This is a genomic window from Streptomyces sp. MMG1121 (assembly GCF_001280015.1).
Lineage (GTDB): Bacteria > Actinomycetota > Actinomycetes > Streptomycetales > Streptomycetaceae > Streptomyces.
Map to the genome: position 1 here is coordinate 139226 of NZ_LGDV01000189.1, position 20564 is coordinate 159789.

Annotated in this window: 19 protein-coding genes and 1 pseudogene; 11 read left to right on the forward strand and 9 right to left on the reverse strand. The window is 70.5% G+C overall.

Going from position 1 to position 20564, the window contains the following annotated elements; genetic code table 11:
* Positions 1-73: 73 nt before the first annotated feature.
* A complete protein-coding gene (locus ADK64_RS19295; protein ID WP_053660611.1) occupies positions 74-601 on the forward strand; it encodes a DUF4245 domain-containing protein in 528 nt (175 codons plus the stop codon).
* A gap of 79 nt (positions 602-680) precedes the next feature.
* Here the strand turns inward: ADK64_RS19295 and ADK64_RS19300 are convergent, their stop codons facing one another.
* The 4 genes from ADK64_RS19300 to ADK64_RS19315 form a co-directional block, all read right to left on the reverse strand.
* Entirely contained in the window at positions 681-1271 is a 591-nt protein-coding gene (locus ADK64_RS19300) for a malonic semialdehyde reductase (protein ID WP_053660613.1), read from the reverse strand.
* Positions 1272-1407: 136 nt separating this feature from the next.
* Entirely contained in the window at positions 1408-1638 is a 231-nt protein-coding gene (locus ADK64_RS19305) for an exodeoxyribonuclease VII small subunit (RefSeq protein WP_053660615.1), read from the reverse strand.
* Positions 1635-2843: an exodeoxyribonuclease VII large subunit gene (gene xseA, locus ADK64_RS19310; RefSeq protein WP_053660617.1), complete on the reverse strand. Its 1209-nt coding sequence runs from the start codon at positions 2841-2843 to the stop codon at positions 1635-1637. The genes ADK64_RS19305 and xseA overlap by 4 nt, the downstream gene beginning before the upstream one ends.
* A 140-nt stretch (positions 2844-2983) precedes the next feature.
* Positions 2984-4357, reverse strand: a complete 1374-nt coding sequence (locus ADK64_RS19315; RefSeq protein WP_053660620.1) for an APC family permease — start codon at positions 4355-4357, stop codon at positions 2984-2986.
* A gap of 76 nt (positions 4358-4433) precedes the next feature.
* On the opposite strand from ADK64_RS19315, the gene ADK64_RS19320 reads away from it, so the two are divergent.
* Both ADK64_RS19320 and ppgK read left to right on the forward strand, forming a co-directional pair.
* On the forward strand, positions 4434-5450 hold the full coding sequence (locus ADK64_RS19320; RefSeq protein ID WP_107093019.1) for a 4-hydroxy-3-methylbut-2-enyl diphosphate reductase: 1017 nt from the start codon (positions 4434-4436) through the stop codon (positions 5448-5450).
* A gap of 29 nt (positions 5451-5479) precedes the next feature.
* Positions 5480-6220, forward strand: a complete 741-nt coding sequence (gene ppgK, locus ADK64_RS19325; RefSeq protein WP_053660624.1) for a polyphosphate--glucose phosphotransferase — start codon at positions 5480-5482, stop codon at positions 6218-6220.
* A gap of 31 nt (positions 6221-6251) precedes the next feature.
* Here ppgK and ADK64_RS19330 read toward each other — a convergent pair whose 3' ends face one another.
* Positions 6252-6791 carry a DUF6542 domain-containing protein gene (locus ADK64_RS19330; RefSeq protein ID WP_199829648.1) on the reverse strand — a complete coding sequence of 180 codons (540 nt, stop codon included), beginning with the start codon at positions 6789-6791 and terminating at the stop codon, positions 6252-6254.
* Between the two features lie 189 nt (positions 6792-6980).
* On the opposite strand from ADK64_RS19330, the gene ychF reads away from it, so the two are divergent.
* Both ychF and ADK64_RS19340 read left to right on the forward strand, forming a co-directional pair.
* On the forward strand, positions 6981-8069 hold the full coding sequence (gene ychF / locus ADK64_RS19335) for a redox-regulated ATPase YchF (RefSeq protein WP_053660626.1): 1089 nt from the start codon (positions 6981-6983) through the stop codon (positions 8067-8069).
* Between the two features lie 467 nt (positions 8070-8536).
* Positions 8537-12382 carry a DEAD/DEAH box helicase gene (locus tag ADK64_RS19340; RefSeq protein ID WP_159046295.1) on the forward strand — a complete coding sequence of 1282 codons (3846 nt, stop codon included), beginning with the start codon at positions 8537-8539 and terminating at the stop codon, positions 12380-12382.
* 277 nt (positions 12383-12659) lie between these two features.
* Here ADK64_RS19340 and ADK64_RS49055 read toward each other — a convergent pair whose 3' ends face one another.
* Entirely contained in the window at positions 12660-12812 is a 153-nt protein-coding gene (locus tag ADK64_RS49055; RefSeq protein WP_159046296.1) for a nucleotide-binding domain-containing protein, read from the reverse strand.
* On the opposite strand from ADK64_RS49055, the pseudogene ADK64_RS47430 reads away from it, so the two are divergent.
* Both ADK64_RS47430 and ADK64_RS19345 read left to right on the forward strand, forming a co-directional pair.
* A pseudogene (locus ADK64_RS47430) lies at positions 12754-13093 on the forward strand (hypothetical protein); the annotation flags it as partial. The gene ADK64_RS49055 and the pseudogene ADK64_RS47430 sit on opposite strands and share 59 nt — an antisense overlap.
* 63 nt (positions 13094-13156) lie before the next feature.
* Positions 13157-14578: an ATP-binding protein gene (locus ADK64_RS19345; RefSeq protein ID WP_053660630.1), complete on the forward strand. Its 1422-nt coding sequence runs from the start codon at positions 13157-13159 to the stop codon at positions 14576-14578.
* Between the two features lie 453 nt (positions 14579-15031).
* Here the strand turns inward: ADK64_RS19345 and ADK64_RS19350 are convergent, their stop codons facing one another.
* Entirely contained in the window at positions 15032-16015 is a 984-nt protein-coding gene (locus ADK64_RS19350; RefSeq protein WP_078992723.1) for an SMP-30/gluconolactonase/LRE family protein, read from the reverse strand.
* 161 nt (positions 16016-16176) lie between these two features.
* On the opposite strand from ADK64_RS19350, the gene ADK64_RS19355 reads away from it, so the two are divergent.
* Complete coding sequence (locus tag ADK64_RS19355; protein WP_053660699.1) at positions 16177-16617, forward strand: MarR family winged helix-turn-helix transcriptional regulator; 441 nt, start codon at positions 16177-16179, stop codon at positions 16615-16617.
* On the opposite strand, the gene ADK64_RS19360 is transcribed toward ADK64_RS19355, so the two are convergent.
* On the reverse strand, positions 16580-17800 hold the full coding sequence (locus tag ADK64_RS19360; protein ID WP_053660632.1) for a serpin family protein: 1221 nt from the start codon (positions 17798-17800) through the stop codon (positions 16580-16582). The genes ADK64_RS19355 and ADK64_RS19360 overlap by 38 nt on opposite strands.
* The gene (locus ADK64_RS49060) at positions 17797-18123 is read right to left on the reverse strand and encodes a hypothetical protein (RefSeq protein WP_053660634.1); all 327 of its coding nucleotides are present in this window, start codon (positions 18121-18123) and stop codon (positions 17797-17799) included. Before ADK64_RS49060 ends, ADK64_RS19360 begins: the two co-directional genes overlap by 4 nt.
* Before the next feature lie 274 nt (positions 18124-18397).
* On the opposite strand from ADK64_RS49060, the gene ADK64_RS19370 reads away from it, so the two are divergent.
* The 3 genes from ADK64_RS19370 (at position 18398) to ADK64_RS19380 (ending at position 20298) form a co-directional block, all read left to right on the forward strand.
* The gene (locus ADK64_RS19370; RefSeq protein WP_053660635.1) at positions 18398-19150 is read left to right on the forward strand and encodes a GntR family transcriptional regulator; all 753 of its coding nucleotides are present in this window, start codon (positions 18398-18400) and stop codon (positions 19148-19150) included.
* A gap of 488 nt (positions 19151-19638) precedes the next feature.
* A complete protein-coding gene (locus ADK64_RS19375) occupies positions 19639-19830 on the forward strand; it encodes an SPOR domain-containing protein (RefSeq protein WP_053660637.1) in 192 nt (63 codons plus the stop codon).
* Positions 19831-19860: 30 nt separating this feature from the next.
* Positions 19861-20298 (forward strand): (deoxy)nucleoside triphosphate pyrophosphohydrolase, encoded by a 438-nt coding sequence (locus ADK64_RS19380; RefSeq protein ID WP_053660638.1) that lies wholly within the window; start codon positions 19861-19863, stop codon positions 20296-20298.
* Positions 20299-20564: the final 266 nt, after the last annotated feature.

Sequence of the window (20564 nt, forward strand, 5' to 3'; positions counted from 1 at the left end):
CTATCGTTAGGCAGACAAAATGAGCAGGGGCCCCCACGGATGAGCGGTTGGGGCACCTGCGACGATAGGGGGCGTGGCAGGTTCCAACGGCAAGCAGAAGACGGCCCGGGACATGATCCTCTCCCTGGCTCTGGTCGGCATGGCGGCGCTGGTCGTCTACTTCGTGACGATCCCGCACGACGATCACGCTCCCGACCTCAAGCGGGTGGACTACCGGGTCGAGCTGATCGGCGCCCGCCGGGTGGCGAGCTACCCGGTCGCGGCTCCCGAGGGTCTGCCGAGCACCTGGAAGGCGACCTCCGTCACGTACGACGGCGAGAAGGACCAGCGCTGGCACATCGGCTTCCAGACCCCGGACGGCCAGTACGTACAGGTCGAGCAGTCCACGCAGAAGCCCGCCGACTTCATCGACGACGCCAGCCAGGGCGCCTCGGCGACGCAGAAGACCGAGACGATCGACGGCCGCACCTGGACCCGCTACACCGGCGGCCGCTACGACGCCCTCGTCCTGGAGGGCACGCACGGCTCCACGACGGTGGTCGCGGGCACGGGGTCCTTCGACGAGCTGACGAAGATGGCGACGGCGCTGCGCACGAAGTGAGCCCGGCCCGACACCCGGACGACATGCGGAAGAGGCCCCCGGCGGTGCTGGGGGCCTCTTCCGTGTCGCGCCGTCCGGCTCAGACGGTCGTGATGACGTCCTCGTAGGCCAGGCGCGGCGAGCGCGGGTACCAGGCGTCCGCGCCCGGCTTGCCGATGTTGACGACCATCAGCGGGGTGTGGTCGTCGTCCAGGAACTCCTTGCGGACGCCCTCGAAGTCGAAACCGGTCATCGGGCCGGCGGCGAGGCCCGCGGCGCGGACGCCGACGATGAAGTACGCGGCCTGCAGGGCGGCGTTCAGCGCGGCGGAGCCCTCACGGGCCGGGCGCTCGGCGAAGAAGACGTCCTTGGCCTGCGGGAAGGCGGGGAACAGGCCCGGCAGCTCCTCGTGGAACTCGTTGTCCGCGGAGAGGATCGCGACCAGCGGGGCGGCAGCCGTCTTGGGCTGGTTGCCCTCGGCCATGTGCTGCACCAGGCGCTCGCGGGCCTCGGGGGAGCGGACCAGGGTGATGCGCAGCGGGGTCTGGTTGAAGGCGGTCGGGCCGTACTTGACCAGGTCGTAGATCGCCTGGACCTGCTCGTCGGTCACCGGCTCGTCGGTGAAGGTGTTCGCGGTACGGGCCTCGCGGAACAGCAGGTCCTGGGCGGCGGGGTCAAGAACGAGAGACATGCGTGGACTTCCTGGACGTGCGCGTCCGGTCCGGGGGTGGCTGGACCGGCTGACGTCAGCGACCATACGCCAGGTGAGGTTTAACCTTCAACAAAAGCCGATGCGTGGTGATTCGCTTCACAGGCGCGGGTCCCCGCTACCCCCTGCCGCCCTCGGCCTCTTCCTCCTCCTCGGCGAGCGCCGCGTCCAGCCGGGCCCGCGCCCCCTCCAGCCAGCGCCGGCACACCTTGGCCAGCTCCTCACCGCGCTCCCACAGCGCCAGGGACTCCTCCAGCGTCGTACCACCCGCCTCCAGGCGCCGTACGACCTCGATCAACTCGTCCCGCGCCTGCTCGTAGGAGAGAGCCTCTTCCGTCTTGCTCGTCATTCGCCCACCTTCACCGTGAATTCGCCGTCGGCGACACGGGCCCGCAGCGCCTCGCCCGCCGTCACCTCGTCCGGGTCGCGCACCACGTGCCCGTCCGCTTTCTGCAGCACCGCGTAACCGCGTCTGAGTGTCGCCGCGGGGGAGAGGGCCACCACGCGCGCGTGCGTGTGCGTCAGCTCCGAGTCCGCGCGGTCCAGGAGATGGCCGAGCGTGCGCCGGCCGCGGTCCGTGAGCGCGGCCACGTGGTCGGCCCGCTCGTCGAGCATCCGGTGCGGATCCTCCATCGCCGGCCGGGCCAGCGCGTGCGCCAGCCCGCGCTCCTCGCGCTCCACGAACGCGTGCACACACCGCCGGGCCCGGTCACGCAGCATCCGCACCCGCTCGAACTCCTCGCCCACGTCCGGCACGACCTTCTTGGCCGCGTCGGTCGGCGTGGACGCGCGCAGGTCGGCGACGTAGTCCAGCAGCGGGGTGTCGGGCTCGTGCCCGATGGCGGAGACGACGGGCGTACGGCACGCCGCCACGGCCCGCACCAGCTGCTCGTCGGAGAACGGCAGCAGGTCCTCGACGCTGCCGCCGCCCCGGGCGACGACGATGACGTCCACGTCCTCCATCGCGTCCAGCTCCTTCACCGCCTGCACGACCTGCGGGACGGCGTGCACACCCTGCACGGGGACGTTGCGCACCTCGAAGCGGACGGCGGGCCAGCGGTGCCGGGCGTTCTCCAGCACGTCCCGCTCCGCGGCGGAGGCCCGGCCGCAGACGAGCCCGATCAACTGCGGCAGGAACGGCAGCGGCCTCTTCCGCTCCGGCGCGAACAGGCCCTCGGCCGTCAGCGCCTTCTTCAGCTGCTCCAGCCGGGCCAGCAGCTCCCCGACTCCGACCGGCTTTATCTCGGCGGCCCGCAGCGACAGCTGCCCCCGCGGGGCGTACCACTCGGGCTTCGCCAGAACGACGACACGGGCGCCCTCGCCGACCACATCGGCGACGGCGTCGAACACCTGCCGATAACAGGTGACGCTCACGGAGATGTCGTACGACGGATCCCGCAACGTCAAAAACACGACCCCGGCGCCGGGCCGCCGCGACAGCTGCGTGATCTGCCCCTCGACCCACACCGCCCCGAGCCGGTCGATCCACCCCCCGATCAGCCGGGAGACCTCACCGACGGGGAGCGGCGCTTCGGGAGAGGTGTTCACAGCCATGCGGTCGAGACTAACGGCCGGTACTGACAACTCGCGGCTGGTCCGCGGGCCGTCCTTCGGCCGCGGCCGCGTCGTGGTCGCGCGCGCCCGCGCGGGGACCCGCCCATCGATACGGCCGTGCGCCCCGTCGGGGCGCCCCGCTACCCGGGAACAGCCACCCGCCCCCGCTGTCCCACGAGCACCAGCACCCCGATGACCAGCCACACCGCGCCCACCACCTGAGCCACCCCGCTCGCCTCCACGATCACCGCCACTGTGATCGCCGCCCCGGCCACCGGCACCAGCACATGCCGCCACCAGCTCACCCGCTCCCGTCCCCGCCGCCGCACCGCGAAAAAGCCCACCACGCTCGCGTGCAGCAGCGTGAACGCCGTCAGCGCGCCGATGTCGACCACGGAGACCAGCTTGTCCAGCCCGTCGTCGCGGCGCGCCGCCCACCCCGCGGCGAGCAGCGTGATCACCGCGGCGCACAGCAGAGCGACCCGCGGCACCCCGGCGTCCGTGCGGGACAGGGCCCGGGGCAGCCGGCGGTCCCTGCCCATCGCGAACAGCAGACGTCCCGCCGCCGCCTGCCCCGCCAACGCGGCGAACGCCGCCCCGACGGCCTTGCTCGCGGCCACCAGGTCGTGCAGCCAGCCGCCGACGGAGACGTCCACGGCGTCGTAGAAGGCCGCGCCCTGCTTGCCGGGATCGGCGGCCAGCCGCGCGGACGTCGTCGGCTCCAGCAGCGCCACCAGGTACGTCTGCGCCACGAACAGCACACCGGCCAGCGCCAGGCAGAACAGCAGCGCCCGCGCCACCTTCGCCGAGCCCCCGGTGACCTCCTCGGCGAAGGTCGCGATCGCGTCGAAGCCCAGGTACGACAACACGGCCACCGACACGGCGCCGAGCACCGCCGACCACGCGAACGCGCCCTGCGTGCCGTCACCCGACAGCGGCGACAGCACGCCCCGCGCCGCCCCGTCCCGTGCGAGGACGACGACCGCCGCCACCACGAAGACCAGCAGGACGACGACCTCCAGGGCCAGCACGAGGAAGCCCACGCGCGCGGCGGCCCGTACGCCCCACAGGTTCAGCAGGGTCGTGACGACGACCGCGAGCGCCGTCCACACCCAGCGGGACACCTCCGGGACCAGCGCGTTCATCGCGATGCCGGAGAAGAGGTAGGCGACGGCCGGGATGAGGACGTAGTCCAGCATCGCCATCCAGCCCGCGATGAACCCGGCCCCCCTGCCGAGCCCCGCGCGCGCGTAGGCGAACACCGACCCCGCCTGAGGTACGACCCGCACCATCTGCGCGTAGCTGAACGCGGTGAACGCCATGGCGACCGTCGCCACCACGTACACCAGTGCCACCGCGCCGTGCGACCTGGCGTCCAGCGTGCCGAACACCCCCACCGGTGCCATCGGGGCGATGAAGAGGAGTCCGTAGACCACGAGGTCCCGGAAGCCGAGGCTGCGTCGCAGCCGGTGCCGCTCGTCGGTCGGGGAAGCCGACGTCTCCGTGTCGGACATGGCAACCAGTCTTCCCCGCGGGGTCGTCGGCACGCGATCTCTGCACGGCCGAACGCGGCCGAACAAGGGCCTTACGATGGGACCCATGACCTCTTCGACTGGCCGCCGTGTCCTGCTCGCCGCCCCCCGTGGCTACTGCGCGGGCGTGGACCGCGCCGTGATCGCCGTCGAGAAGGCCCTCGAACAGTACGGGGCCCCGATCTACGTCCGGCACGAGATCGTCCACAACAAGTACGTCGTGCAGACCCTGGAGAAGAAGGGTGCCGTCTTCGTCGAGCGGACGGAGGAGGTGCCGCCCGGCAACATCGTGATGTTCTCGGCCCACGGTGTCGCCCCGGTCGTGCACGAGGAGGCCGAGCGCGGGCGCCTCGCCACGATCGACGCCACCTGCCCCCTGGTCACCAAGGTCCACAAGGAAGCCGTCCGCTACGCCAACGAGGACTACGACATCCTCCTGATCGGCCACGAGGGCCACGAGGAGGTCATCGGCACCTCCGGCGAGGCCCCCGACCACATCCAGCTGGTCGACGGCCCCGAGGATGTCGCCAAGGTCGAGGTCCGCGACCCCTCCAGGGTCGTCTGGCTCTCCCAGACCACCCTCTCCGTGGACGAGACCATGGAGACCGTCGACGCCCTGAAGACCAAGTTCCCGGGGCTCGTCTCCCCGCCGAGCGACGACATCTGCTACGCCACGCAGAACCGTCAGCTCGCGGTGAAGCAGATGGGCGCCGAGGCCGAGCTGGTCATCGTCGTCGGCTCGCGCAACTCCTCCAACTCCAAGCGGCTGGTCGAGGTCGCCAAGCTGGCCGGCGCCCGCGAGGCCTACCTGGTGGACTTCGCCGACGAGATCGACGAGGCCTGGCTGGAGGGCGTCACCACGGTCGGGGTCACCTCCGGCGCCTCCGTCCCGGAGGTCCTGGTCGAGCAGGTGCTGGAGCGGCTCGCCGAGCGCGGCTACGGCGACGTGGAGCTGGTCAAGGCGGCCGAGGAATCCATCACGTTCTCGCTGCCCAAGGAACTCCGCCGTGACCTGCGCGAAGAGGCGGCCACGCTGGTCGCCGAGCGCGGCGGGAGCGGTGCTACCGAGGCGTGACTGTCAGTGGTCCGTCGTAACGTAGTGCCATGGAGATCTTCGGTGTGGACATCGGCGGATCCGGGATCAAGGGCGCCCCTGTGGACCTGGACAGGGGCGACCTGACCCAGGAGCGCTGCAAGGTGCTCACCCCGCACCCGGCGACGCCCGACGGCGTGGCCGACGGGGTCAAGCAGGTCGTGGACCACTTCGGCTGGACCGGCCCGGTGGGCCTGACCTTCCCCGGAGTGGTCACGGGCGGCGCCATGGTCCGTACGGCGGCGAACGTCGACAAGAGCTGGATCGACACGGACGCGCGCGTGTTGTTCGGCGGCAGACTGGGCGGGCTGCCGGTGACGGTGATCAACGACGCGGACGCGGCGGGTGTCGCCGAGATGCGCTTCGGCGCCGGTCAGGACCGCAAGGGCACGGTCATCATGCTCACCTTCGGCACCGGCATCGGCAGCGCCGTCTTCGTCGACGGCGTCCTCGTGCCGAACACGGAGCTGGGCCATCTGGAGCTGAACGGCCACGACGCCGAGAAGCGTGCCTCCAGCAAGGCCAAGGAGGACCACGAGCTGACCTGGGAGCGCTGGGCGCATCGGGTCCAGAAGTACCTGGCCCATGTGGAGATGCTCTTCTCGCCCGAGCTGTTCATCATCGGTGGCGGGGTCAGCCGCAAGGCGGACAAGTTCCTGCATCTCATCGAGGGCATCAGAGCCGATATCGTCCCCGCGCAGCTGCAGAACGACGCGGGGATCGTGGGCGCGGCGATGAGAGCGGACCGGTAGCCGTACCCGGTCCGGCGCTGGGGCCGGCCCCTCAGATCCGGCGCCGGCGCCGCCGTACCCAGCGCACCCGGCGTACGAGCACGATCACCCCCGCGACGAGCGTCCCGCCGTACAGCCAGCCGGCCTGCGTGGCGAGCCCCGTGAACAGCCCCATCAGACGGCCGAGCAGCCCCCCTTTGCCGTCGGCGACGGGGAGGAGCCCGACGGCGAACGCGATCGGTACGACGACGGGAGCGGTCAGCAGATCCCCGCCGCGCACCCACAGCGCGGTCAGGACACACACCGGCACGAACAGCACGCCGTACACCGTCATGGAGGCGCCGAACAGTAAGTGGTCCAGGCAGCCGAGGAGGAACATCACGACGAGGCAGAACAGCCCACTGCCGAGCCCGGTGAGCCGGGGGCTCGGCAGCCACGGCCCAGGCGATGCCGGCCGGGCGGCACCAGGCTGCCGTACGCCGCGGTCCGCTCCCGGCCCGGGCCTGTGCCGGGCCTGCGGGGGCAGCTGTGCCGGGGGCTGCTTGCCGCGTCGCGGGCCGCCGTTCGGGGGTCGTGTTCTGCGTTGCTCCACTGGACCAACTTAGGTCTGTTTATGTGCCGAATCACTCCTCAGACACGCCGGTGAGAAGTGCTCGGCCGGGGGTGCGACGCTCCCGCGAGCGGCGGTGCGGGGACGCCGTAAACTGGGGGATCGGTCAGTGCCAGTCTCTGGCCCCTGGCAATGGCAATCCTGGCCCACTCATCTACGGGAAGTCGCAACGTGTCGCTCACGATCGGAATCGTCGGCCTGCCCAATGTCGGCAAGTCGACCCTGTTCAACGCCCTGACCAAGAACGACGTGCTGGCGGCCAACTACCCGTTCGCCACGATCGAGCCGAACGTCGGCGTGGTCGGCGTCCCCGACGCCCGCCTGGCCAAGCTGGCCTCGATCTTCTCCTCCGAGCGCATCCTTCCGGCCACGGTCGACTTCGTCGACATCGCCGGCATCGTGCGCGGTGCCTCGGAGGGCGAGGGCCTCGGCAACAAGTTCCTCGCGAACATCCGTGAGTCCGACGCGATCTGCCAGGTGATCCGTGCCTTCAAGGACGAGAACGTCGTCCACGTCGACGGCAAGGTCTCGCCGAAGGACGACATCGAGACGATCAACACCGAGCTGATCCTCGCCGACCTCCAGACCATCGAGAAGGTCCTCCCGCGCCTCCAGAAGGAGTCGCGCATCAAGAAGGACGTGGCCCCCAAGGTCAAGGCGGTCGAGGAGGCCAAGGAGATCCTGGAGAAGGGCGACACGCTGTTCTCCCAGGGCATCGTCCAGGGCAGCGAGCGCGCGGAGCTCCTCCACGACCTGCACCTTCTGACGACCAAGCCCTTCCTCTACGTCTTCAACGTCGACGAGGACGAGCTGACGGACGACGCGTTCAAGGACGAGCAGCGCGCCCTGGTCGCCCCCGCCGAGGCGATCTTCCTCAACGCCAAGCTGGAGGCGGACCTCGCCGAGCTGGACGAGGAGGACGCGCTGGAGCTGCTGGAGTCGGTCGGCGCCGAGGAGCCCGGCCTCGCCACCCTCGCCCGCGTCGGCTTCGTCACCCTCGGCCTGCAGACCTATCTGACCGCCGGCCCCAAGGAGTCCCGCGCCTGGACGATCAAGAAGGGCGCCACGGCCCCCGAGGCGGCCGGCGTGATCCACACCGACTTCCAGAAGGGCTTCATCAAGGCCGAGGTCATCTCCTTCGAGGACCTGGTCGAAACGGGTTCGGTGGCCGAGGCCCGCGCTAAGGGGAAGGCGCGGATGGAGGGCAAGGACTATGTGATGCAGGACGGGGACGTGGTGGAGTTCCGGTTCAACGTGTAGCGACTGACGTATCACCACGTCGCTGATCTGGGAAACATGCAGGTCAGGGAGGGTCCGGCTCTTGGGAGTCGGACCCTTTGCTTTTCCCCCGTGCTGGGATCGTGCTGGGACGTTACGGGGACGCCGGTGCTGGGTCGCGCACTGTCCAGTGCCTGGCAGCAGGGAGTGTATGGACCAGCACCCCTTCCTTGGCGATGTTTGACGGGGGACGCGATCAGCCCGTCACCCGGGAGGGCCGGAACAGGTTGTAGGCCAACTCCAGGACGCACTCGGTGAGAGCATCCAAGCCGCCCGGTCCGGTTTCTGACCCTGCCGCAGGCGTCGGGGTTGCGCGCCATAGCTTTTGCAGCGATGGCGCGCCTCGCCCGGTGCCCGGCGGACGTATCGCAACGACCATGTGGGCAACCGCGATTGCCTTCCCTGGCCTCTGCTACGGTGCCTTTTGATTGACGACCACAGGGGGGCGGATGGGTGCGGTCAATCGGTCGAAGGCTGAGCGGCAGCGTCAAGCGCAGATCCTGCGCTTTTGGCGCGCCGTTGAGTACTTCAGCCCGCCGAAGGTCGACCCGGTAAATCCGCGTAAGAACCTCTTCGCTGTGGGGTCGCATCGCCCACTGCCCTGGGAGCTCGACTCCGCGATCAGCCGGACTCAGTCCCGGCCGAGCCTTGTGTGGCAGCACACGGTTTACGCCGGGATCTTCGCGGTCGACAAGGTGCGTGACGTCTTGCTACAGGCTTTCCGTGCTCCGGAGTCCGAACGGGACTTCGATGGCCGGATCGGCGGGGACAGCGCCGTGCTGTGCTGCACCGTGAACCAAGACGGGCTGCTGATCAAGGACAGTGTCACCCTGTCCTCGTGCGCCTGGGCAGTCGGGCAGACCCTGGACCCCGGGCCGCACAGCGACCAGTGGCTGACCGGCTTCGACGAGCAGAGCACGGTTCTGCTGCAGCAGCTGCTGGACCTTGGCGACGGGAAGATCGAAGTCGATCACCGGCCCGTGGTCGGGCCTGAGTCGCCACAGTCGGGGCTTGGTCCGGTCGCGGGGCTGATGTCCCGCCTCGTCGTCAGCGCGGCGAAGGGTGGGCTGGGAGCGGCGGCCGGTGCGGTGGGTGCCGGGCTGGGGCCTGTGGCGGGGGCGGTGGCCGCGAAGGTGATCGAGCAGGTCGGCGGTGACTTGATCGATTCCGCTGCTGCCCGGCTCACCGACCACACCCCGGGCGACAGCGCAGTACCCGGCCAAGGTCTGGGCAGCGGTGAAGTGGAGGAAGCGGAGCAGCACGAGGCGGAGCCGGAGGGACCTCCGCCCGAGGTGGGCACAAAGGTCCTGGATGTGTTCGACCTGGCGGCCATCACTCGGTGGGCGGTCGAGCAGCTCGGCGTCGCCGAGGCCCTCACACCCAACGCGATCCGTATCAAGAGCTATCAGGTTGCGGCCCGGCATGCGGATGAGGCGGGCGGTGATGTCTTCCTCAACAGCTTCTACGCCGACGATCTGGAACGGGTCGCCGGTGTCCTTGAGGCCGGCCAGGCCGGCACCGCCCTGCTGGATTACCTGCGGGCTGAGGCGGATCTGGATGCCATGAACCGCTTTGACGTGCGACGCCTGCCCGAGATCGTGCTGGAGAGCGTGCAGCCGTCGAGCATGCCCTTGGGCCGATGGCTGGCGGATGCCGACAAGCCGCTGGTGCTCAGCCAGCAGTTTGCAGTCAACCGCATCCTGGCAAGTCTCGGGCAGGATGATGGCCGCGGCCTTTACGCGGTCAACGGACCACCCGGAACCGGCAAGACGACCATGCTGCGTGACCTGATCGCGGCCCTGGTGGTCCAGCGGGCCGAACGGTTGGCGGCCCTGGAGCGGCCGGAGGACGCCTTCGCCCGAAAACCGCGCACTTGGCGCACGGAGGAGACCGCCGGCAAGACCTACCCGCGCACCATCCATCCCCTGATCCCCGAACTCACCGGCTTCGAGATCGTGATCGCTTCGTCCAACAACGGAGCGGTGGAGAACGTCACTCTGGAAGTTCCCGGAGCACGCGCAATCGGCGGCGCATGGCAAGGACGCGCCGACTACCTTGCTGGCCCAGCCAGCCTGGCGCTGGAGGAAGATGCCTGGGGTGCGATCGCCGCGCGCCTGGGGCGGCGCAGCAACCGCTCAGACTTCGTCCAGCGCTTCTGGTGGGGCGAGCAGCCCAAGGGCAACAGCCGGCCAAGACCGGAAGCGAGCGAGGACCGCCCACTCCTGGGCCTCCACAAGATTCTGCAGCTGCAGGGCAACCACCCTTCTGCCTCCTCACAGAGCGCCCAGGGCACGAGCCCTGATGCCGACACGGCGCCGCCGTTGGGACGAGAGACCTGGGCGCAGGCGGTCCAGCGCTTCACCCAAGCCCGCAACCACGTGCGCGCGCTGGCCGCAGAGCGGCAGGAGATCGCGGATCTGCTCACTCGGCTCGCCGGCCCCGATGCCCTCCTGGATGAGCTGGTGGCCCGGGAGTCCGGAGCCCGTGACGCGCTGCTGCTCCTGCAACAGGAGCAGCAGCGTATCGAAGTCGAACTTGTCGGCCACCGGGAGGAGCATGCCCGGTGCCAGGAAGCGATGTCCGCCGAGCGAACGCGGCTCGACCTGGCCGAAGCCGCGGTCCGCCACGGCGAGGAGGGCGTCAGGACAGCGGAGTCGGCACTCCACGCCTACGACGCGGCCAAACCCGGCCTGATCAGAAGACTGGTCACCCGCGAGCCCATGCGCCGCTTTGAGGCCGGGCGTCTCGCCCTCCAGGCGGATCTGGACGCTGCGGACGTGCGTCTCGCCGAGTTGCAATCCGTACGGGCCGCTCGGCACGCCGCTTTGCGCACCGCCCAGGGACATCTGGACCAGGCACTGTCTGCCATTGTGCGCGCCCAGGCATGGCTGACCGCCTGCGAGCAGGCCCGCGCGCGACAGGTCACGACTACCGCTGAGGCCGGACAGCAGGTGACCCGACGACGCCGCGAGCGGGAAGCCGAGCAACGCCGGCTGGCCACGGCCAAGGAGCGGTGGGGCGACCGGGTGCCGGGAGCCGAATGGCAGGCGGCCCTCGATGACCGTGAGGCGATGGAGGCGCGCGAGCAGTCAGCGCCCTGGATGGACGCCGCATTCGCCGAGGCACGCTCGGAACTCTTCCTCGCGGCCCTGGATCTGCACCGCGCGCTGCTGGCTACCGCGCCCGAGCGCATGCGCAGAAATCTGCAGGCCGTGATGGAGGTGGTCAAAGGCCACGCGCCGGCAGATCTGGACGCTGAAACAGTGCTGGCCGCCTGGCAGTTGCTGTTCCTGGTTGTCCCTGTGGTCTCGACGACTTTCGCTTCGATGGGCCGTATGTTCGCGCAGCTGGGCAGCGAGGCCCTGGGCTGGCTGTTCGTCGACGAGGCCGGCCAAGCCGCCCCGCAGGAGGTGGTCGGCGCCCTGTGGCGAGCCCGCCGCGCCGTCGTCGTCGGTGACCCGCTGCAGCTCGAACCTGTGGTCACTCTCCCGTGGACCGGCCAGCAGCGCCTGGCCGGACACTTCGCGGTGGACCGGCAGTGGGCCCCGGCCGCCGCTTCCGTCCAGGCCCTCGCCGACCGCCTCAACCCGTACGGCACCTGGCTGAAGGACCAGGACGGCGAGGACATCTGGCTCGGCTCGCCCCTGCGGGTACACCGCCGCTGCGATCGCCTGATGTTCGACATCAGCAACAAGATCGCCTACGACGGGATGATGGTCTACGGAGTGCATCGGGATCAGGACGACTTCCCGCTGGCGCAGCGCAGTGTGTGGTGGGACGTCCGCGCCCTGCCGGGCGAGGAGAAGTGGAACCCCGAGGAAGGAAGGGCCCTGGAAGTCACCCTTGACCGGATCCGCACCCGTATTGACGAGGCGATCCGGCAGGAGCGCCTGCACACCGGCGAGGCATTCCCCGGCGAGGCCCTGGGAGGCGACCATGACGCAGCGCGAAAGCGCCGTCTGAACGATTCTGTCTTTGTCATCAGCCCGTTCCGCGACGTCGTCCATGGCCTCGGCAAGGTTGTGGGCAGGACTCTCACTTCCAAGCGCTACGGCACGGTGCACACCACGCAAGGCAAGGAAGCGGACGTCGTGATCCTGGTCCTGGGCACCGGTGCCGGCCAGGTGGGGTCTCGGAACTGGGCCGCTCAAAAGCCCAACCTCCTCAACGTCGCGGTCACCCGCGCCCGTCGGCGCCTCATCGTCATCGGCGACTTCGATGCCTGGTCGCGACACCGCTACTTCAAGGACCTGGCACAGCACGAGCTGATCCACAGATGGACCCCGGAGCGCTGACTGACGCCTTCTGCTCCCCGCAGCGCGGCCAGCATCGTCCCCAAGTCGGTGGACCCATCCCGCTTGAGGCTGGCGGCCAGGGGCGCGTCCACTAACGGGCCCAGCAGGCACCATCTTTGGGGACCGATTCCGGACTTTCAGACCCTAGACGTACCCGTCGCGATGCTAGAGGCGGGGCGGCATCCTGGTGGCCGTGCCGGCAGTGTCCCGGCTGGGCCGCGTGGGATGCCATCGAGGGTGCGCTCATCGGATTCCTGCTCGGGAGACCACCATGGGGTCAGCGGACCTCGACGTCATGGTGATCGCTGGCGATGACCCTTCCGTCCATCACGAGCCATACCTCCACGTAGTGCCGACCGCGATACTTCGTGACCGACGACGTGCGCTGCCCCGTGCACGTCAAGGACCTGGCCGCCTTGTGGGAACTCACGCGATCGGATGGGTCCGGCCTCTTCCACCTTGCCGGCCCCGCCGCTCTCAGCCGCTACGACCTCGGTTGCGCGCATCGCCCGGCGCGACGGCCTGGACGCATCCCGTCTGCCGTCTGGTCGCCGAGCGGACACGCGCCTCCCCGGGCCACTCGACGTGCGGCTCGACGGCCGCGCTACTCGGCTTCGATGCGGCCTTTGCCCCTGCGTGGCACGACCGGCCCGGTGCCGCACGCGGAGGGACGTCGGATCCACGACTCGTGACCGTGAGCGACACCGGTAAAGGTGCCGCACTAACGTCAATGTTGCTAACATTCAAGTTAGTATTATGGGGAGGTGGGTAGGCATGGTGGACTTCGTAGGCCGCCGGCAGGAACTGGCGACGTTGGAGCGAGAGCTGCAGAAGGTCGCGGCAGGGGTTGGTGGGGAGCGGCCCGGTCGGTGCGTGATGTTGCGTGGGCGGCGCCGGGTGGGCAAATCGCGACTGGTCGAGCGGTTTGCGGAGCGCTCCGGGGCCCCGTTCTTGTTCTACGCGGCGACCGGTGCGTCCCCCAGAGATGATCTGGCGCGGCTGGCTCGGGACGCCCAGGCGTCGACGCTGCCGTTGGCGGGGCTGGTGGCCGCCGCGCGGCCGGAGAGCTGGGATGCCGCCTTCGATGTCCTGGCTGCGGCGCTGCCCGCCGACCGGGCGAGCGTGCTGGTCATCGACGAATTGCCGTACCTGATGGATACCGATGGCGCCTTTGAGGGGATGCTGCAGCGGGCCTGGGACCGGGTGCTGGAGACCAAGCCGGTGCTGCTGGTCCTCATCGGCTCTGATCTGTCGATGATGGAGGCACTGAATAGCTACGGGCGACCCTTCCATCAGCGCGGCCGGGAGATGGTGCTGGGGCCCCTCAACCCCGCCGAGGTGGGACAGATGCTTGGGCTGGATCCGGCGGAAGCTTTCGACGCTGCGCTGGTCACTGGCGGGCTGCCGCTGATCTGCGCTGAGTGGCCGCGCGGCGCAGGGTTGTGGGACTTCCTCGGTGAGGCATTGAGTGATCCGGTCTCAGCCCTGCTTGTGTCGGCCGAGCGCTCGCTGGCTGCCGAATTCCCCCCGCAGGCGCAGGCGCGTACGGTGCTGGCGGCCATCGGTAGTGGCGAGCGGACCTTCACCAACATCGCCCGTGCAGCCGGCGGGATTGGGGCTACGCCGCTGCAGCGAGCTCTGGAGCTGCTTACGGACAAACGGATCGTCGCTGGGGAACTGCCTGTATCGCTGCGTTCGTCGAAGGATCGCCGCTACCGGGTGACAGATCCCTACCTGCGATTTTGGCTGCACTTGCTCGGCCCGTCCATGCAAGAGATCGAGCGAGGGCGGGGCGATTTGACCTTGGCGCGCATCCGGGAGAACTGGACCAGCTGGCGCGGCCGGGCGATCGAGCCGCTCATCCGCGAGGCGCTTGCCCGGATACTGCCCGACGGCCAACTGCCCGCAGCCTCCGCGGTGGGCGGCTACTGGACGCGCACCAACGATGTCGAAATCGATATCGTCGGGGCGGACCGCGCCCCCATTGCCAAGGAGCTGCTTTTCGTGGGCTCCATCAAGTGGCTAGAGCAGTCGCCCTTCGACCGGCACGACCTGGCCGCCCTCCATCGACACCGGGTCGCCCTCACCCATGAACCTGTTCCCATCGTGGCGGTCTCGCGCAGCGGAGTCGACTGTCCGGGGCTCGACGCCGCCTACGGCCCCGGCCATTTGCTGACAGCCTGGCCGCTGTGCTGAAAGGGCGTCGCGGAGAAGTCCATCGACCTCGATCTCTTGCCAACGCTGTTGTGCAGTGTTGGCGGTCCCGAGCCTTCTCGTACTTTGTCGCGAATCCCGTGCTGGGATGGTGCTGGGATGACTTCGCATTTCCGCAGGTCAAACGGGTTGTGGTGGAGTTCCGGTTCAACGTGTGACCAACACCCGCGCAAGCGGCCGAAAGGGGGGCCGGGCCTGGCGGGGCTCGGCCCCCTTTCGGTACGTGCCCTGCCGAGGGGCGGGATTGTCGAGGTCGAGGCTGGTCTCGGACGGCACCGGGCACTTCAGGGCGCCGCTCTCGCGCTCGGTGTGCCGGTGTGCTGGATGCCGGCCTCCGCCTTCGCGAGCAAGCCCTCGTAGCGAGGCGGGCGCACCCGGCCGGGGTGCGCGGTCACGCTGCGACCGTGGCGACTTGGCGATGCCCCGACCGCGAGGTCACATCCCCGTCACCCGCGCCACGGTGAACGGCGGTGTCGGTGTCCCCGGGCCCATCGGGCCGCCCTTGTCGAACTGGGAGCGGACGACGAGGAGGCCGTGGTGGTCGTGGGCCAGGGTGGTGGGGATCTGGAGGGCCGGGTCGGTCAGGGTGCGGGCCAGGTGGGCGGTGGTGCCGTCGGGGGAGAGGTGCCAGCGGGTCAGGGTGTTGGTCGCGTTGTGGGCGGCCCACAGGGTGCGGTGGGACAGGACCAGGCCGTCCCCGTGCGTCAAGTCGCCTCCGTGCAGGGCTACTTGGCGGACCGAGCCGTCGCGTACGTCGACCCGGTACAGCCCGCCGCCGGTCATGTCGACCACGAACAGCAGGTGTCCGGTGGGGTCGGCGGCGATGCCGTTCAGGGTGAAGGCGTCCGGCGCGTGCGGGGGGACCGATCCGCTCAGGTCGAAGTGCGCGGTCAGCGGTGCGCGGCCGCCGTGGGCGCGGGTCAGGTCGGCCGGGGTGACGCGGTAGACGACGGGGCGGACGCTGTCGGTGGCGTACACCGTGCCGTCCGCCGTGATCACGAGGTCGTTCAGGAAGCGCGCCTCGCCCTGAGGCACCTCGAAACGGGCCAGCAGGGAACGGTCGCGCAGGTCGTAGACGTCGATGCCGGCGGTGTGGTCGATGACCCACAGGCGGCCCGCCCGGTCGGCCTTCAGGCCGTTGGCCGTCGTACGGCCGTCCGTGCCCGCCGGCAGGAAGACTCGGGCGGCGCGGCTGCCGGCCGTGGCCCGGTAGACCGCGCCGGTAGTGAAGGAGCCGACGTACGCGTCGCCCGTGCGCGGATCGAGTGCGATGCCCTCGGGGTAGGCCCGGTCGTCGGGGAGGGTGAAGGCGGTGCTGATACGGCGACCGGTGGCCGCGGCCGCCCTCGGTGCGGCCACGGCCAGGGCCGTGGCGGCCGCGCCGGTCAGGAAGGTGCGGCGGTGGATCGAACGGGACACGGCGGTGCCTCTCGGTTCGGCTACTCACTGTATGACGGATGCCTAATCTAGATTAGGACTCTAATCATCGCCAGTGCATTAATCTTCGGCTGTGCATTGATCGTCGCCAGCGTGTGAATCCTCGCCGGGGGAGGGGGCACTAATCTGGGGCGGTGACCTCCATGCCCGCTTCCGAGCGCCTCGGCTCCCACCTCAAGCGGGCCGAGCAGGCCCTCAACGCGACCAAGACGGCGGTCCTGAAACCGGCGGGCCTGACCGTCGCCCAGTACGCCGCGCTGCTCCACCTCGACGAGCACCCCGGCATCTCCGCGGCCGCCCTCGCCCGGCTGTGCGGGGTCACCCCGCCGACCATGAACACGGTCCTGAAGAACCTCCAGGATCGTGGCCTGATCATGCGCAGCCCGCACGAGTGGCACCGCAACGTCCTCGAGACCCGCCTCACGGACGAGGGCCGGGCCGTCATGACCGAGGCCGACACCGCCGCCGTACGCGTCGAGCGGGCCCTCGGCGCCGAGTTCACCGACGCCGAGCGGGACACCCTGACCGGGCTGATCGCCCGTTGCGTCAGAGTCCTGGAGGAACAGCGCCCGGGAAGCTCGTGACCGTCTCCGGCGCCGGATCCGTCACCCAGCCCGCCACCAGCACCAGCCGGGACTCGCGGTCGACGGCGAGGAAGGCGAAGGGGCGGTCGAAGACGGCCCGGACGACCGTCGACTCGTAGCGGTACTGCGGCGGCGCGCTGCCGTACCGCGCAGCCACGGCGGTCACCGCCGCGGCCCGGAAGCCCAGCGGACCGAACTGGGCCAGCGCCGACTGGCGGGCCTGGCCGATCGCGAGCGGGTAGGCGCTGATGCCGGGGAAGTGGCCGTGGCCCGCGTCCGATGCCGTCGTCAGCCCGAACAGCGGGGCCAGGGCCAGCAGATCGTGATCGGCGCGCACCTCGTACGCCACCGTCCGCACGTCCAGCGTCAACGGCGCCGGCTCGACGGCCGGCTGCTGCTCCACGTACAGGCCCGGCCCCACATGCCCGTGCGGCAGCGAGCCGCCCCCGGTGAGCGGCAGCGACCGCTCCACGATCCCCACCCCGGCCGCGAGCACCTGGCCCGGCGTCATGTGGTCCTCGCCGAGCACCAGATGCACGTCGATGCCGTTGTCGCCGGGCACCGTCAGCGCCGTCACGAAACCGTCCGGCGTGCCCGTCACGCCCACCCGGTCGGGCCGTGGGCCGCGCCTGCGCAGTCCGCGCAGGCTACGGCCCTGCCAGGGGCCGGTGTCCGGCCGGAGCGACTGCTCGTCGAAGGGCTGCCGCCAGGTCGTGCGCAGCGCGAGGGCGCTGGCCAGCACCATCCGCGCGTCCCGGGTCAGCGTCACCGGCATCCGCTCGACCAGCCCGCCGGTCCGCTCGACGGCCCAGGCGTCCAGCCGCTCCTGCGCGGTGACGAGGTCGTCCCCGAACACCCCGTACGTTCCGGCCGGCAGCCCGGCCCGCCACTCCTCGCGCAGGGCCAGCCCCTGGTGCGTCCACAGACCGAGCGCCGCGTCCAGGCCGGACACCGACGCGAGCGCCGCCAGCAACTCCCGTGCGGCAGCCGCGGCTTGACCGGCGGGCACGCCCAGCGCCTCGCTCAGCTCCGCCCGCGCCGGTCCCGCCGCTCCGTCGGCCAGGAAGGCCAGCAGGGGCCAGACCCCGGGCGCGGACAGGGCCGTGCCCTCGGGCAGGGACTGTGCCCAGCGGGCCGTCAGGCCGTTCACCCGCCGCACCGTCTCGGCGTTCACCTTGCTCACTGCTTGTCGCTCTCCCCCGCGTCGTTCGCGTACTCGTTGTCCGGGTATTCGTTGTCCGGGTACGCGCCGTTGGGGTCTGCGTCGCCCGAGTGGTCGGGAAACGCAGCGGATCCGTCACCCACCCCGCCGCCAGCACCAGCCGGCTCCGCGCGCGCCCGGCCCGCCGCACCCTCGGCCAGGAAGGCCAGCAGGGGCCAGACACCCGCCGCCGAGAAGACCGTGCCGTCCTGCGCGCTCGCCGCCGCCCACCGCCGGGTGAGCCGGTTCACCGCCCGGACGGCCTCCGCGCCCGCCCGACTCCCCGTCAGGGTCGTCCCCGTCATTCCGCCCCCGTTGCGTCACTTCCCCGGCCCAGGAGCACCGTACCGGTGCCGGCGCCCGGCTCCCGCGCCCCGGCCGAGGTGACGAACGCGCCCGGACGGGGTGGCAGCGTGCCCGGCCGAGGTGTGAGCGCGCCTATACGGGGGAGAAAGTGCCTGGGTAAAGCCCTCCCCCGCCTCATGTCATCACATCGAGTGATTCTCTGGCCTTTGCTTGCAAGGCACAACCCACGGTTGCCAGGCTGTTGCTGTCTGTACAACCTGATGGGAGCGGCCAGTGACTTTCGGTGAGCAGCCGGCGTACCTGCGCGTCGCGGGTGATCTCCGCAAGAAGATCGTCGACGGTTCACTGCCGCCCCACACCCGCCTCCCCTCGCAGGCCCGCATCCGCGAGGAGTACGGCGTCTCGGACACGGTCGCGCTGGAGGCCCGCAAGGTACTGATGGCCGAGGGGCTGGTCGAGGGCCGCTCCGGCTCGGGGACGTATGTGCGCGAGCGGCCGGTGCCGCGCCGGGTGTCCCGCTCCGGATACCGCCCGACCGGCGGCGCCACGCCCTTCCGGCAGGAGCAGGCCGACGCCTCGGCGCGCGGCACGTGGGAGTCCAGCAGCGAGCAGGCCCAGGCCGGGGCCGCCATCGCCGAGCGGCTCGCGATCCAGGCCGGCGACCGGGTCATGCGCACCAAGTACCTGTTCCGGGAGGCCGGTGAGCCGATGATGCTCTCCACCTCCTGGGAGCCCCTCGTCGTCACCGGCCGCACGCCCGTGATGCTGCCCGAGGAGGGACCGCTCGGCGGCATGGGCGTGGCCGAGCGCATGCGGGCCATCGACGTCATCGTGGACAACGTCACCGAGGAGGTCGGCGCCCGCCCCGGCCTCGCGGAGGAACTGCACCTGCTCGGCGGTGTTCCCGGCCATGTCGTCCTCGTCATCCAGCGCACCTACTACGCCTCCGGCCGCCCGGTGGAGACCGCCGACGTGGTGATCCCGGCGGACCGGTACCGGGTGGCGTACCACTTGCCGGTGAGGTGACGGCGTACGGTCACGTGTGCGGCTGCCGCTCAAGTGGCGGTGTACGGCGCCCTCGTGAATGGCTGCCCGTCACATGACAGCGGCCCGGCAACGGCCCGGCAGTGGCACTCCGGGCCCGCGTGTGCGCCCCTTCGCGTGAGGTAGCGCACACCCTCGGCGCTCCGTGTGAGCGGGTTCCCGGCCGTGCGCCCGCCGTCGGCCCTTGGCGTGCCGCCGCGATCCGGCCGTTTTCCCAGGTGGTCAGGGGTCACTCAGGTATCCCCCCGACGTGCGACGGCGGCGCTCACGACGGCGCGTTTGCATCCGTGCGCCCCCGGCGTTCTGGCTGGTTGCGTACCTCTTTGTGAAAAGGCGTATTCGCTGCGTAAAGGTTGGGCGTACGCTCGGGCATATGCGGATTGCGGTTTCCTTAGGCGGGGCGCGGCGGGGGCCCGAGACGGGAAGCAGGTGGGGCGGTGCGAGAAGGAGTGTCGGGGGCGGCGGGGGCCATGAGTGAGGGGACGGTCTCTCTGCCCTGGATCGTGATACGGCAGGACGACAGCGGCAATCGCTACCGCGTCGGCCGGTACGCGACGCGGGCCGAGGCCGAGAAGATCGCCGACAGCCTCGACGACCGGGGGCACAGGCAGGTCTACTGGGTCGAGCGCATCGGCCAGAACGGGGACGGCACGCGCAACTGACCCTCGGCGGCCTCCCGTAGGCTCCGTCTCATGACGCGCAGCGCACCCATGACACCCAGGACGGACCGGATCGTGGTGGTGGGAGCCGCCCTGCTCGACGGCGGCCGGCTGCTCGCCGCACGCCGCAGCGCGCCCGCCGATCTGGCCGGACGCTGGGAACTGCCCGGCGGCAAGGTCGAGCCGGGCGAGGGCCCCGAGGACGCCCTGGTGCGCGAGCTGCGCGAGGAACTCGGCATCGACGCCGAGCCGGTCGAGCGTGTGCCGGGGGAGTGGCCGCTGCGGGCGCCGTACGTCCTGCGGGTGTGGACCGCCCGTCTGTGCCCCGGCTCGCCCGAACCCCGGCCCCTCCAGGACCATGACGAACTGCGCTGGCTGGCCCCCGCCGAGATCTGGGACGTCGCCTGGCTGGACCAGGACGTTCCCGCCGTCCGCGCGGTCGCCCCGCACCTCACCGCAGGGATCCACTGAGCCGCGCACACGCCGACCGTCGTGAACCGCTGGGCCGCGCACACGCCGATCGCGCGGGACTCATTGAGCCGCGCATGCGTCGGTGGCCGGGATCCATTGAGCCGCGCATGCACCGAGTGCCGGTATCCACCGACCGCGCGTACGCCGACCGTAGGTATCCATTGAGCCGCGCGTACGCCCTCGCCTGCATCCCTCGGGCCCCGCGTACGCCGTTCGTGCCACTGTGCGCCCCGTCGCACGGTACTGCCGACTCGATATCGGGTATG